The 14,002-nt window shown below is 41.6% G+C and carries 14 protein-coding genes and 1 pseudogene; 3 read left to right on the top strand and 12 right to left on the bottom strand.

Features of this window, described 5'->3' with window-relative positions; all coding sequences use genetic code 11:
• Positions 1-35: 35 nt before the first annotated feature.
• The 3 genes from I2D69_RS06915 to I2D69_RS06905 all read right to left on the bottom strand — a co-directional run bounded on the left by I2D69_RS06915 (position 36) and on the right by I2D69_RS06905 (position 3,771).
• Positions 36-1,181, bottom strand: coding sequence for a substrate-binding domain-containing protein (locus tag I2D69_RS06915; protein WP_173736033.1), 1,146 nt, complete (start codon positions 1,179-1,181; stop codon positions 36-38).
• Between the two features lie 87 nt (positions 1,182-1,268).
• Positions 1,269-2,252 carry an inner-membrane translocator gene (locus tag I2D69_RS06910; RefSeq protein ID WP_237925871.1) on the bottom strand — a complete coding sequence of 328 codons (984 nt, stop codon included), beginning with the start codon at positions 2,250-2,252 and terminating at the stop codon, positions 1,269-1,271.
• A 16-nt stretch (positions 2,253-2,268) separates the two neighbouring features.
• Positions 2,269-3,771: a sugar ABC transporter ATP-binding protein gene (locus I2D69_RS06905; protein ID WP_173736034.1), complete on the bottom strand. Its 1,503-nt coding sequence runs from the start codon at positions 3,769-3,771 to the stop codon at positions 2,269-2,271.
• Positions 3,772-3,957: 186 nt separating this feature from the next.
• Between I2D69_RS06905 and I2D69_RS06900 the strand changes: the two genes are divergently transcribed.
• Positions 3,958-5,010, top strand: coding sequence for an AraC family transcriptional regulator (locus I2D69_RS06900; protein WP_173736035.1), 1,053 nt, complete (start codon positions 3,958-3,960; stop codon positions 5,008-5,010).
• Here the strand turns inward: I2D69_RS06900 and I2D69_RS20015 are convergent.
• Together I2D69_RS20015 and mgtE are read right to left on the bottom strand one after the other, a co-directional pair.
• Complete coding sequence (locus I2D69_RS20015; protein WP_330386374.1) at positions 5,007-5,306, bottom strand: polysaccharide biosynthesis C-terminal domain-containing protein; 300 nt, start codon at positions 5,304-5,306, stop codon at positions 5,007-5,009. The genes I2D69_RS06900 and I2D69_RS20015 overlap by 4 nt on opposite strands.
• A 210-nt stretch (positions 5,307-5,516) precedes the next feature.
• On the bottom strand, positions 5,517-6,911 hold the full coding sequence (gene mgtE / locus I2D69_RS06890) for a magnesium transporter (protein ID WP_173771490.1): 1,395 nt from the start codon (positions 6,909-6,911) through the stop codon (positions 5,517-5,519).
• Positions 6,912-7,063: 152 nt separating this feature from the next.
• Between mgtE and I2D69_RS20860 the strand changes: the two genes are divergently transcribed.
• On the top strand, positions 7,064-7,252 hold the full coding sequence (locus I2D69_RS20860) for a DUF6783 domain-containing protein (protein WP_334285106.1): 189 nt from the start codon (positions 7,064-7,066) through the stop codon (positions 7,250-7,252).
• 491 nt (positions 7,253-7,743) lie between these two features.
• Here I2D69_RS20860 and I2D69_RS06885 read toward each other — a convergent pair whose 3' ends face one another.
• Positions 7,744-9,165, bottom strand: coding sequence for a phospholipase D-like domain-containing protein (locus tag I2D69_RS06885; RefSeq protein WP_243243776.1), 1,422 nt, complete (start codon positions 9,163-9,165; stop codon positions 7,744-7,746).
• A gap of 138 nt (positions 9,166-9,303) precedes the next feature.
• Positions 9,304-9,609, bottom strand: a complete 306-nt coding sequence (locus tag I2D69_RS06880) for an MGMT family protein (RefSeq protein ID WP_195590586.1) — start codon at positions 9,607-9,609, stop codon at positions 9,304-9,306.
• A 263-nt stretch (positions 9,610-9,872) separates the two neighbouring features.
• Here I2D69_RS06880 and I2D69_RS20855 point away from each other — a divergent pair.
• Positions 9,873-10,040, top strand: a pseudogene (locus I2D69_RS20855) (DUF4143 domain-containing protein); the annotation flags it as partial.
• A gap of 81 nt (positions 10,041-10,121) precedes the next feature.
• On the opposite strand, the gene I2D69_RS06875 reads toward I2D69_RS20855, so the two are convergent.
• The 5 genes from I2D69_RS06875 to I2D69_RS06860 all read right to left on the bottom strand — a co-directional run bounded on the left by I2D69_RS06875 (position 10,122) and on the right by I2D69_RS06860 (position 13,640).
• A complete protein-coding gene (locus tag I2D69_RS06875) occupies positions 10,122-10,511 on the bottom strand; it encodes a VOC family protein (protein ID WP_195379638.1) in 390 nt (129 codons plus the stop codon).
• Positions 10,511-10,771: an HPr family phosphocarrier protein gene (locus I2D69_RS06870; RefSeq protein ID WP_195379637.1), complete on the bottom strand. Its 261-nt coding sequence runs from the start codon at positions 10,769-10,771 to the stop codon at positions 10,511-10,513. The genes I2D69_RS06875 and I2D69_RS06870 overlap by 1 nt, the downstream gene beginning before the upstream one ends.
• A 13-nt stretch (positions 10,772-10,784) precedes the next feature.
• Positions 10,785-10,865, bottom strand: coding sequence for a hypothetical protein (locus I2D69_RS20850; RefSeq protein WP_347708385.1), 81 nt, complete (start codon positions 10,863-10,865; stop codon positions 10,785-10,787).
• 19 nt (positions 10,866-10,884) lie between these two features.
• A complete protein-coding gene (locus I2D69_RS06865; protein WP_347708384.1) occupies positions 10,885-11,901 on the bottom strand; it encodes a gluconate permease in 1,017 nt (338 codons plus the stop codon).
• Between the two features lie 119 nt (positions 11,902-12,020).
• On the bottom strand, positions 12,021-13,640 hold the full coding sequence (locus I2D69_RS06860; protein ID WP_195379636.1) for a mannitol dehydrogenase family protein: 1,620 nt from the start codon (positions 13,638-13,640) through the stop codon (positions 12,021-12,023).
• Between the last annotated feature and the right edge of the window lie 362 nt (positions 13,641-14,002).

The following is a 14,002-nucleotide window of genomic DNA, read 5'->3' as shown; positions in this document are numbered from 1 at the left end:
ACTGTTTAATGTCTTCACAGTTACCTGCAAAACAATTACTTAGATTCTACTAATGTTTTTACATCCTCAAATGTAACGTTATCGCCAATAATACTGTCCAGAGTTTCTTTGTCATAGATTGGTGCATCACCACTGTCAGAAACAGAGTATTTATCAAATGTGTCGCTGTCAGTTGCTACCAGATATCCCTGGCTGATAGATGGAGCGTTTCCGTCCTCGTCTCTGATCACATTTCCATTGATTGCATTCATTACCAGTGCAAAAACTGGTCCGATAGAAGAAGAATATTTTCCAGCAAGATAAGTAAGGGTACCATTTTTCATAGAATTTCCGTTTGTCTCAGTAAAGGAATCAATATCTGAGAAGGAGATTCCTGCCTCACTTAAGGACTGTGCAAAGAATGTGGTTGCCATACCTACGGAAATAAATGCATCCGGTGTTTTCTGGATTGCTGCGTTTAACTCATCCGTTGTGGTGTCACCATATCCCTGAAGATAGGAAACAACCTCTACATCGCCTTCTACTTTAGATAAATCAACTGTCTGATCCTGGAAAATCTGTCCAGCGATAGCGTTCATATCGCTTTCTCCGCCATAGGTGCAACCCAGTCCGTTAAGGACACCAGCAACACGGTAAACATGCATTGGGTTCGGAATAAAAGCTCCATAGATTGCTACTTTGGAAACACCCTGCTCTTTGTAGTAAGCTCCCATATCTTTTCCAGCTTCAAACTCTGTATCATTTCCAGGTCCTACCTGACCAGCAAAATATTCATAAGTTTTGTAAGTTTCATACTGTGCGTCATCCAGCACACCGGAAGCTACCGCATAGTAAACTCCGTATTTTTCACAAGTCTCAATCTGCTGTACACGATCGTTGCTGGAAAAAGAGATGATTGCCTGACACCCCTGGGAAGCAAACTTCTCAATTGCTGTTTTCTCATCTTCTGCACTTTGCAGCGCATCTGTGTAGTTAAATTCTACGTCATAGTTACCAGCGATATAATTCTCATAATAAGAACGGAAGCCCTGTGCTTCCTCGCCACTTACGTCTGCAACCAGCACACCAATCTTTGCCTTGTCAGCAGCCTTTACTTCACTTGTTCCTGCTCCTGCAAGAACTGCTACAGCCATAGTTCCTGTTAATGCCATGCTTACCATTTTTTTCATTGTTCGTTTCATTAGAATTTCCTCCTTTTTATTTGCAGCGTTATACGCTAATTCACCATTAAAAATCCCATATATCGGACAGTTATTTCTTATTCTCCATTATCTTGGAAGTATATTTGTCTTATAATTCATGCTTGTTACATATACAACGATCAGGAAAAATACTGCACTGATCACCTGGGTGATTCCATAAGCCGCACTTCCGTCAATCACCAGCTCCAGAATGTCATTGAGCAGGATAAAGGAAAAACCGCCAACCAGTGCCGCATAAATTCTGGAACGTGCTCCGCCTGAAATAGGCATTCCGCCAAATACAATTGCAATAAAAATATTCATACCAATGCTGGAGGCCGTAGTGGTTGTTACAGATGGTGTATAAACCAGAGTAAGAAACGCTCCAAGCCCTACGCCCAGGCCTGCCATTACGAAAGCAATAATGGTATATTTGTTGGATTCAATTCCGGTAAGAGCTGCGCACACCGGATTTCCTCCGATAAATTTCTGCCTTCTTCCCACTTTTGTAAGATTGAAAACAAAATAACTGATAATAAAGAAGACTGCCAATACTACGATTTTAAAAACCATATTGTCAAACGGCTTTACCACTACTCCCGGAATACTGATCCCACCAAGTGCACCACCCTTTGTGGTAACGATCTGTGAGGCAATCGCAGAAAGCACAGACATCATGGCAACTGTAGTAACAAATGCTGGAATATGAAATACCGAAGCCAGCAGGGAATTTACAAGGGAACATGCAACTCCGCTTACAAAGATTGCCAGGATCATTAACACTACATTCTGTGTAGTATTGTAAGTAACCACACCCATGGTTGCAGAAAACAAGGTTGCAGCGCCAAGACTGATATCAAAAGTTCCCAATGTGTAAATGAAAATTGCTCCTGTAGCAACCACCGCCAACACAACACCTTCGTTAAAAACAATCTGCAGATACATATCCAGCCGATAGCCTTTTGCACTGACTACTGCCAGGAAGATTCCGAATAAAAGCACCAGAGCCGCAAATGGAAGAACCTTTATCGCAGTTTGGGCTGCTTTATATTTATTCATATTATTTTTCATAATCTGATGTTCCCCCTTAAATCATATATCCAATTACATCTGCGTCTGTCAGGCTTTCACTTCGCATAAATTCACCGGTAATGCTTCCGTCTTTCATAATCAGAAGCCTGTCGCTCATTCCCAGCAGTTCCGGAAGCTCCTCGCTGATCAGCAGGATTGCTTTTCCCTCTTTTTTCAGCTCCATCATCAGCTGATACATGGACTGTTTGACGCCAATGTCAACACCTCTGGTGGGGCAATCCAGGATCAGGATCTCACTTCCACAGCCGATCCATTTTCCAAATACAACCTTCTGCTTATTTCCGCCGGACAGCTGGCTTGTCAGCTGGTCGCCATCAGAACATTTAATAGAAAGATCTTTTATCTGTTTTGCCACATATTCTTTTTCCTTTTTATTTGTTATAAGGAATCCGTTTACGGCATATTTTTCCATTCCGCCAACTGCAATGTTGTCCTGGATACTTGCGGACAGACAAAGGGATTCCACATCCCTGTCCTTTGACACATAACCAATCTTGTTTGCAACTGCGATGTGGGGACTGTTGATCTTCGTTCCATCGTAAGTGGTTACTTCTCCCTCTTCCAGGGCAAGTGCGCCGAACATGGCTTTTCCCAAAGTGTGCATTCCGCAGGCGGCAAGTCCGCCAATGCCTAAGATTTCGCCTTTTTTCAAAGTAATGCTTACAGATTTTAACTCCTCTTTGTACTTCAGATTAGTGGCTGTTATGGCAGCTTCTTTCTGGCTGCTTGGGGTAAAATCACTTCTGTAATAATCTCCCTGAAGCTCGCGGCCGATCATACTTGTACGGATTTCATCCGCATTGAATTCTTCTTTTTTAAACGTACGGATCAGGTTTCCATCACGGAGAACAGTGAGTGTATCACAAACTTCCATAATCTCTTCCAGGTCATGGGAAATAAAGATTATTGCTTTTCCACTGTCCCGCAGCTTTCGGATCAAGGAATACATGATCTCACGTCCATCCTGTGAAAGTGCTGTGCTTGTCTCATCAATTACCAGAATGTCTGGATTTTTCAGCATAACCTTAGCGATTTCTACCAGCTTTCTGGTCTGAAAATCCAGTGAATCAATAGGCATATCGCCGATTACATGTTCTACTCCAATGGCTCTCATTGCCTCTGTCGCTTTCTGGTTCATTGCCTTTTTATTGATCATCCCCAGCTTGTTCCGAAACTGGGAAAGCTCTGCCAGAAAAATATTTTCTGCAACGGTTACCCCCGAAATGGTTCCGCTCTCCTGCACAACCATTCCGATTCCATTTTGTAGCGCATCTATCATACTCGCTGGTTCCCAGCTCTGCTTTTTGAAAGTCATTCTTCCACTGGTGGCTTTCTGCATGCCAGCTGCAATAGAAGATATGGTAGACTTTCCAGAACCATTTTCACCGATCAAACCTCTTATTTCCCCTGGATATACCTCCAGATCTACATTTTTCAGTGCTATTACGCTTCCAAAATTCTTGGAAATATTTTTCATTTCAAGAATCGGTTCACTCATGTTTACCCTCCGTTCACTTGAAAACTGTTTATGAGATTATTATATTCTTCCCCCTAAAATTTCAAATTCACAATTTAGCTCAGTTTTATTGATGTATTTGATCTAAGATGTTAAAATACATCATATAAATAGCTTTATTTTAATATTTTGGATTGTGTGAATAGATTTTGTAAAAGGGGGATTTTTATGGATGTTGAAGAACTGAGACATCAGATTTATCAGTTTAATGATGAAGAATTGTTTTATAAAGAACAGTATGAAGCCCGGGAAGCCGGGCAGATTTATGCTTATATCGCAAAACAGGATATTCAGGAGGTGATCCGCCGCCACTTACTGATTCCGGAAGTGAAAGAAACCATTCCACCGGAATTTAAAGACTCTTTCTTTTTTGATATGGCGGACAAAGATAGCATTGTGGTACAGAAGCATAACCGCTATAGCCCGGCGCTGATTCACTCCCACACATTTTTTGAGCTGGTATATGTTTACGACGGGAAGTGTACACAGGAGATTTCCGGACAGACCATTTCCATGAAAACAGGAGATTTCTGCGTAATCCCCCCTTCTGTAGAGCACTCTATTTCTGTTTATGATGATAGTATTATTATCAACATCATGCTCCGCCGCAACACTCTGCATAGTATGTTTTATAATTTTTTGAATACGCCAAATAAGCTCTCTTCTTTCTTTTTGAATAATATTTATGCAAAAAGAGCAAATGATTATATTCTTTTTCATTCAGGAATGGATTCTTACATCCGGGAATCTTTTTGCTGGATGTTATGGGAAAGTATGAATAAACAGGAATACTCTTATCAGTGCATTACCAATGTACTGCTTCTGGATTTCTATCTATTGGTACGAAATTACTCGGAATCTGTGCAGATGCCTCTTTTCAACAGCAAGATTGATGTGCAGCGTTATGCGATTATTCAGTATATCCAGGATAATTACAGAGATGTGACACTTTCGACTGTGGCAAAGCGTTTTCATTATTCCAATGAATACACTTCCCGTTTAATTAAAGATCTGATGGGAATGACCTATACAGAAGTGGTCCGTACCGTTCGAATCGAACGGTCCCAGGATTTCCTGGCGAATACAACTATGACTGTGGCAAATATTGCGGAAGCAATCGGATATGATACCACAGAACATTATATCCGCCAGTTTAAAAAACATACTGGGATGACGCCTTCTGCTTATCGAAAACAGGAGGCCAAAAATCGGTTGTTTTAATTTTCCATTCTTTTCAGCTCTGGCAGCACCGTCAGCAGCATGATAACGCCTGCAGTACCCAGGCTGATAATATTTTTTGCATTCTCCATGCATCCTGAAAGTTCTTTTTTCTTCAGGAGCCGTGCCTTCATTTCTGCCTTTTTCTCAAGGAAAAGAAGTACATAGGCTGCGGATAAAAACTGGGAGATTACAGTTGCAATGGCAGCTCCCCGGATACCAAATCCAAACACAAAAATGAATAGTGAGTCTAGGATCAGCGGGAAGCAGATTCCTATTTCAAAGTCGATTCGTTTCATTTTTTGTTTCTCTAAAAAACACTTGAACGCACTTTTTGACTTGTGCAGTAAAAGGTTAGTCATTAGCTTGCCGGAACGTTGCGACGCGCGGCGGTAAATATACATTGTGAAATCGCGTCCGGGATAACGACCAACCAATTAAATAGCAATAAGAAAAGCCCCCTAGGAATTTTTATTAACTTCCCAAAGAGCTTTCAATATACAATCTTATTAACCTGCCAGATGCAGTATTCCGATGAGGAATACCCATCCAAGTCCATAATATGTCACAACAGCAACAAGGTCGTTGACGGTGGTGATCAATGGACCAGAGGCTACGGCGGGGTCTACACCTACTTTTTTGAAAAACAGAGGGATACAGGTACCTACGGCACTGGAGATCAGCATTGCAAGGAGCAGGGCGACTCCGATGCAACCGGATACGGCGTATGCAAATACCAAAGTCTTTCCTTTAAATAAGTAAATGTAAAGTCCAATGAGTACAAAGGACAGTATACCAAGCAACGCACCATTGCAAAGACCAATCCGCATTTCTTTAAATACAAGTTCCAGCTTCTGCTTGCCGGTGAGGGACTCATCCATCAGGACACGGATGGTAACAGCCAGAGACTGTGTACCAACGTTTCCTGCCATGTCCAATATAAGGGACTGGAAGGCCATGATGATGGGAAGCTGGGTTACTACGTTCTCAAAGACACCTACTACAGAGGATACAACCATTCCAAGACCAAGAAGAACGATCAGCCATGGCATACGTTTCTTCATACTCTCTTTCAGCGGCTCCTTCAGATCCTCCTCTGCGGTAAGACCTGCCAGCATGGCGTAATCCTCTCCCATTTCATCATCAACCAAGTCGATGATATTGGAAGATGTGATAACACCTAAAAAGCGGTTGTCATTATCCAGCACGGGGATGGAATCCTCGGAATACGCTTTCAGTTCTTCGATACAGTCGTCAATATCCTCTTCAGCATATACATATGGGTAAGAGGTTGCCACCAGATCTTCCAGGGATTTATCCTGTCTTGCAATGATCAGGTCTTTCAGATCAATGGCTCCGTAAAATTTCTGCGACTCGGTTACCACAAAGATTGTGGAAATATTATCGTTCTTAGCAGCCTGCTCTACAAGGCTGTTCATAGCCTGCTTCACAGTCAGGTTCTCACGAATGATAATGCAGTTAGTCGTCATACGGCTGCCGATTTCATCCTCATCAAAGGAAGCGATCATCTCAATATCGTGGCGGACATCATCATCCATTAATTCGAACAGCAATTTCTTTTTGGCTTTATCAATCTTATGAAGAACCTCTACAAGGGCATCAGTCTCCATGCGTGAAAGAATAGCTGCACCTTTTTTTACATCCATCTCTTTCACATATTCTGCTGCATTATCTGAGTCCGTATACTCAAAAATATCGGACAGCATATCCAGTTCCAGAATACGGTACAGTTTGCAGCGTTCCTGAACAGTCAGCCTCGGCATTGCATCTGCAATGTCATTGGCATGAAAATCTCCCAGCTTATCGCTCATAGCTGCCGGAGAGGTATTACTTCTTACTACAGCCAGAATGTCCTGGGTGTAGTCCTGCACTCTTTTCTCCATCCTACTTTCTCCAATCTGACAATAAGACAGTTCACCATTTCCAGGTGTTTATCTTATGTATTTTTGACAGACTTATACAAAGTCCGTTTTTACGGACAGTAAAATCCGTATTTAAACAGAATTCTAGCGTGTAGCTTTTCTGTTCTTTGAGCGTGTTTGAAAAAGGTTTTCTGCAAGATGTACGTCACATTTGTGGGAGATTTTGCCCGGATGAGAACACCATAGCGAGCTACGGCAACCGAATTCGGGTAAAATATACTGCAAAGTGGAGCGTGCAGATTGCGGGAATGCTTTTTCAAACAGGTTCTAGGGAATATTGGATTCTTCTGAAGAACTCATAGGATAGAAAAAAGAAATGAAACAGTGTTCTTAAGCGCAATGCGCCTTTTACATGAAAAGAAGAACAGAATGTGCGCGATGCTCATCTGTCATTTCGTTTTTCCATCCTATGCAACTACTTCGCCCATGAGAATCGCAACTATCCATTCTGTTCACCTGCCTTTATTTTCTAATTTGGGGGAACTATTTTTGTTCCCACAGGTCATTCTAACTGCTTTTATAAAAAAAATCAATTCCTAATTTACTATTTATTTGATTTTTCACTGGCTTTTTTCCTTTTTCTTTCCGTTTCTTTACAATACTGGAAAAACCTGTGTGGTTTTATGTGGATTCAAGGAACAGCAAGTGAAGATATTAACAGATTTTAATCGTACTATTATAGTTTTTATATGACAGTTACGCCCCTTAAGTCCTTTTTCTTGTATTGTTTTTTTTATAACAATAGTAACTTCTTTGCTGTATTTCACCGTTTTTACTTCAAGAAATATAATACTTATAACAGCTGGCGCAATGGTCTGATTATAATCCGCAGCACTCCATAGAAAAGTTTTTTCTGCCAGTTCAGCACTTTCGTTTCATACTGTACCCCTTCTGTCTCCTGTCCGTTTGACAGAACTTCTTTACTTTTTTCTATGTAAGTACCTTCCGTGGACTGAATCTGCTGATTCAGTTCTTTGCTGTCGATAACAAGCATTAATTCCGTATCCAGATAAGTACTTCTCATGTCCAGGTTATAGGATCCGACGACAGAGAGTCGGTCGTCAAGCAGGACTGCTTTGGTGTGAACTGGAACCTCGTTCATCAACTCATATACATCGGCACCGGTATTCAGGATTTTCTTTTTCTGATTCAGGTAGTCGGTGCAGCCCCAGGGATTGGAACCTTTCTCTACTGCGTTAAGAATGATCTTTAACTGGGCATGGGACGCGATCTCATTTAAAGTGTCGTACATGTATCCGTTGCAGATCACATATGGGGTCTGGATCGTTACATTGTCTGCGTTCTTCGCCAGATAGCGGATTGTCTGAAGTACCAGGGGCGTTTTGGGGCCTGCATGGGTTCCGTTGTTAACAAGCGTAATTTTATTCGCCGGAATGGTATCCTCCTGCCAGGAGCTGTAATCTTCAATATCGGTGTATTTTTCTTTCAGGGAAGCGTAACGCATTTCTAAAGACTGGTATTGTTTTTCGTACTTTGAAAGCCTTTCCTGTGTCTCGTCTGTTATCTCATTTTCAGCATTCGATTTTCCATTCACAATATCAGGATTTTTCAAATTACTTTCTGTACCCTCACTGTCGTCTGCCGCTTCTTCTGACACAGAAATTTCCGAACTATTCTTTTTTCTTCCACCCTTTATTTTCACGCAATCTTCATTCCAAATCTGCTGAAAATATGCTTCCAGTTCCTGCAGGGATTCACCCTTGCCATTTGTTGTATCGCATACCAGAATATCCCGATCCACATTGACATCCGTGGTATAATCTCCAAGGAAAATATCATTGCTGTTGCGGCCACCCAGCAGATACATTTTGTCATCCACAATCACATATTTATCGTGCATACGGTAATTGAGCTTAAATATGCCAACCGGGCTCACCGGGTTGTAAACACCTACCTCCACGTTTTCCCTCGCCGCAAGTGCCTGAAATTCCTTGCTTCCATTCAGGAACAGCTGCTGGTAAATTCCGTCAATTAAGAGCTTGATTTCCACCCCTTTTTCAGCAGCGTGATTCAGCGCCGCAAGAAGATCCGTTCCGCTTTCATCCGCCCGCAGATCAAAGGTTGCCAGCACAATACTCTTCTTCGCTGCTCCAATCATCCGCAGTCTCCACAAAAGAGCCTCTTCATTGTCATCAATACAGCGGATCCGTTCGCCCCCTGGCGTATCGGAAGTAAATTCTGTCTGTTTCAGCATTTCCGCAAATTTTTCATCTGGCTTCCTGCAATACAGCGGTGCAAAAACATTTACCAGCACTACGATAAGCAGAAACCATAGAAGTATATTCCTTATTCGTTTTAGATTTTTCTTTATCGCTATACACCCTTTCTAAAATCAACATTCCCACAAATATTTCTTCAAATCTACACAACCATTTTCTTTCAGAGTAACTCCTTCCCCTTTCAGCAGCCACTCCTGCTCCGCCCAACCAGGCGCCAGTCTTCCCATATGATTCACCACCCGATAACATGGAAACTCCCCATAATTTCCTACATGAGACAGCACTCTCGCCACCAATCTGGAATTCTTCTCCCGCCCGATCAGCTTTGCGATCTGTCCATAGGTTGCCACTCTCCCCGCCGGAATTTCCTCCACCACGGAAAGAATCTCATAGGCAAGATCATCGTTTAATTTGGAAATATTTTCTTTGCGCTTGTTTGTTTTCAGTAAATCTGAAAAAGGATCGTCAATCATAACTTTTGTCCCACTTCATCTGTAAAATCACATATTTCATCATTATTTTCATAATATATTCAGCTATGCTTTTCGTCAATAACTAATATGATTAACATTTCCACTTCTATTTTCGAAAGAATGTTTCGGCTAATCTTGCATATAATATAAAATCAGCCGTTTTTTCTGTAGAATTGCAAAAATCTATTTGAACTGTGGACAAGAACCATATATATTACTACCGTGATAAAGATGCCAGAGAAATTGACATTGTTCTGGAACATGATGGGATACTGAATCCTTTGGAAATCAAAAAAACCTCTAATCCAGGTTCCGAACTCACTAAAGTATTCGCACTTCTTGACAAGGCTTCTGTTCCCCGGGGAAAAGGTGCAATTTCAAAATGCCATCACACCGGATACTCCAAGTGTGATGGCATTTTGATTTACGGATGGGTAATTGATGTTCCCGCTAGGGAATCACAGATACTGGCTGAACTCTATCTTTTCCTTATTCGGCCCCTCAATTGTAAAAAATCTGACACCATTTTCCCAGAATGGTAAAAAATGGATTGTATCCCTGGTGGTATTCAGATCCGCCTGATTGATCAATTCATATACTTTTTCGATATCTTTTACATCAATTGCGACGTGATCAATAGCACCTGATTCCATTTTTGCGGCTTTATTCTCATAGGTCTCAATTACCAGATTATTCAGCTTGAGGAATGCAACTTTCTCATTTGCTTCCTCATTGACAGTTTGCAAAGCGACCTCAAATCCAAGCTTTCCATAAAATTCAATGGTTGCTTCTATATCATTTGTGGGAATTCCTACATGCTGAATTCCATTTAACTGCTCCCTTAACATTATTTTTCCTCCTGCTTTTTCTCATATAACAGCCCGGCTTCGTCCAGCTTTTCTAAAATCTGCTTCTTTTCCACTTCGCTTTCAACTGGAATCTGCAATTCTCCATATGCAAAATCCGGCAGGCTTAAAACTCCGAGCATGGATTTCGCATCTACTATGTAACGGCCATAACACAAATCCACATCATATGCAATTGATCCTGCAATACTGACCAATTTACTTGCATTTTGCATAGTTCCCAATATTACTTTTATTTTCATCGCTTTCACGCTCCTACGCAAACAGGCTGAGCACAATCGCACAGACCAGACCTGTAATTCCAATAATGGTTTCCATCATGGTCCAGGATTTCAAAGTCGTTTTCTCATCAATCTCAAGAAGGGAACTGATTTCCCATTCCGCAGTCCTGAAGCACCCAGCGGACAATTCCGCCGCCAGTAATTACCAGTAGGATTTGTCCTGTAGGGCGCAGGGAACGGTCCAGGATTTTCTTTAACTGTTCTCCATCATATCCCTGTTTTTTACCAAGGAAGTACATGGCACACAGCACTGCTATGATCAGCGCTACAAATGGAGTTCCCAGAAATTCCAGCACTGGTCTCACTGGATCAATCCCAGGAATATAAGTTGAAACTGTGTTACACAAAATCAGTACCAACGGTACAAGAATAATGCATAACACGGTAGAAAACTTCGGAAGATTACCTTCTTCGGCTTCCCGAACTTCCTGGATATTTGAAGGAAGCCCTGCATCAATTTTACTGCCGATAAATTTTGACCATAAAATACCGGCAAAAATCAGTGACAGAATTCCAACGGGCACACCTACTGCAATCATAACTCCCAGATCCACGTTCAGCATATTTGCCACCAGAACAGAGCCGGCAGATGGTGGAATAAAGGCAAAGCCTGTGGCCAGTCCTGCCAGAAGAGGGATCACATAATATAAAGTAGATTTCTTTGTCTTTTTTGCAAGTCCGAATGCCAGTGGAATGAGAATCACCACGCCAGCCTCAAAGAATACGGTTGTACCAACTACCAGCCCTGTGATTCCCAATGCAATTCCAGATTTTTTCTCACCGAATTTATTGATCAAAGTCTGGGCAACACATTGTGCACCTCCTGATACTTCCAGGATTCCTCCAAACAAAGAGCCAAGTCCAATTAATAGGACAATTCCCTGCAAGGTATCCCCCGCACCTTTTTCCACTGTACTTACCAGGGTTGGAACCGGCATTCCGGCTCCAAGCCCAATAACCAATGCTGAAATCAGCAGTGATAAAATCGGATGAATCTTAAATTTAATGATAAGAAGCAGAAGCAATATAATTCCTGCCCCTGCCGCGATCAGCAGTCTGGCTGACTCTGCCACAAATACCGGTTCTGTCATTTTGTATTTCCTCCCCAAATTTCTCATTCAATAGTCTACAGTTAAACAGATAACAACACCCGCATTTTTGCTATCCTATATTCGGGACTTATCAGCATAGTGCATCCCAGATAAATTTATTACGCTGTAACATATTTATGAATTGTAGCTCTCACAGCTCCCGGCCCTGCGATCATTTCCCTGAACATGTTCTCAATCTTCTCTCCCACACCAGCTTTGTAAAGATCTGTGAAAAACAGGCGCTCGTTAGAAAGGATCGGTTTCAGCTGATCCTTAAAAGTCTCAGGCTTTCCAATAACAATATCCTTTAACTGTTCCTGGAGTTCCTCATTCATCGGATCTGGTGCCAGTTCATATTTATTCCCTGCATCATCCACTGCCAGCATATATCTTAACCAGCCAGCGATTCCAAGAGGAATTGCTGTGAGCTTAGATGCATTCCCGAATCTCTTCACATATGCCTTTACAGTCTCTCCAAAACGGATTCCAACCATCTGGGATACATCCACAGCAAGACGAAGGTTGGTATCGCCAAGGTATTCATTTGGGAAACGATCGTTAAAAAGCTCATCCACAAATGCCTGTGGGGAAAGGATTCCAGGATCAGCAACTACCGGAAGACCCTCACCATAGGCTACCATACGTGCCATTTTCATCATGTCTTCATTTGTATTCAGCATATGGGCAAAAAGGTCATATCCAAGAACCACGCCAAGAGGACCAGTTGCAGAATGAACCGGATTCAGACATACCGTTACTTTCATTCTCTCAGAAAGATTTACTGTATTTCTGTCTGCCATGTATACGCCGAAACCTTTTTCCAGAGCAGGACGTCCATTGGGGAAGCTGTCCTCGATTACAAGATACTGTGGTTTCTCAGCATTTACAAATGGTGCAATATATGTTTTCTTGCTTGTGATAACAGGCTGCATGCTTTCTACGCCAAGCTTCTCAAGGTCAGCTGCAATCTGCTCACTGGGACGAGGTGTGATCTTATCGATCATGGTCCATGGGAAAGCAACCACTTTCTCATCACTTACATAGCTTATAAATCCATCATCTACAAATCCGGCTTTCTTCCATTCTTCTGTCATGGTCAGCACAGACTCACGAAGCTTCGCACCATTCTGGGAGCAATTGTCCATGGATACAAGGGCAATCGGATATTTGCCTGCTTTATATCTCTCGTAAAGCATTGCCACCAGAACTGCCATAGCACCTGTAGCTTTGTCCGGACCATTCTGGATATCAGCCTGCACAAATGGGAACCAGGTTCCGTCAGCTTTATGTAATGCATATCCTTTTTCCGTGATGGTAAAGGATGCCATCTGAAGGGATTTGCTGGTGAAAATTTCTTTCAGACGGTTCCACTGTTCCAGTTCTGAAGACTGAGCCTTTACAGCTTCTGCCAGAGCGCCCAGAACCTTATATTCACGGGTTCCGTCTCCATGAAGGATTACATTTAATCCAAGATTGTCATATGGTTCATAAATCTTATCCACTACATCATAGTCAAAGGTCTCCACACAGGTGATTCCTCTGTCCAGAATTCCCTCTTCCAGAAGTCCGTCTGCAATACCACCGATAAATACGCGGAAAATATTGCCGATTCCAAAATGTACCCATACTGGAGCTTCTTTCGCTTTGGCAGATATTTTCTCCACATCATAACCTGGAAGCTGAATTCCTGCTTTTTCCCATGCTTCATGCTCTTTGATTCCGTTTAATGTTAATTTCATGTTCTGTTCCTCCCTAATTTTCTTATTGTACAGATCTGATTCTCAATCCCAATCTGTTTTGTTGTTCTTTATGTTTCTTTTTGTTTTAACTTATGTGTATGTCTTAATTGTAAGTTGAGTATATATCTTTTCTTTTCAAAAATCCATTGACAGAAATCCTAATTTTTATTTCTAATTTTTGTATGGTTTTACCAGTAATTTTCTGCTTATTGCTTTTTTAACTGTTCTATACTAAAATGCAAGTAAGACTTAACATTATCTGATAAAGTAAAGATTACATGATTACTGTTCACTTCATAGTCTGCAATACAAGCTTTGTTACCAATGGACAGTAACATTACCTATTTGAATATTTATTAGCA

This window comes from Ruminococcus sp. D54t1_190329_F1 (assembly GCF_015551645.1).
GTDB lineage: Bacteria > Bacillota > Clostridia > Lachnospirales > Lachnospiraceae > Blautia_A > Blautia_A faecis.
The sequence above is the reverse complement of the archived record's forward strand: the minus strand, read 5'-3'. Positions and strand labels throughout refer to the sequence as shown.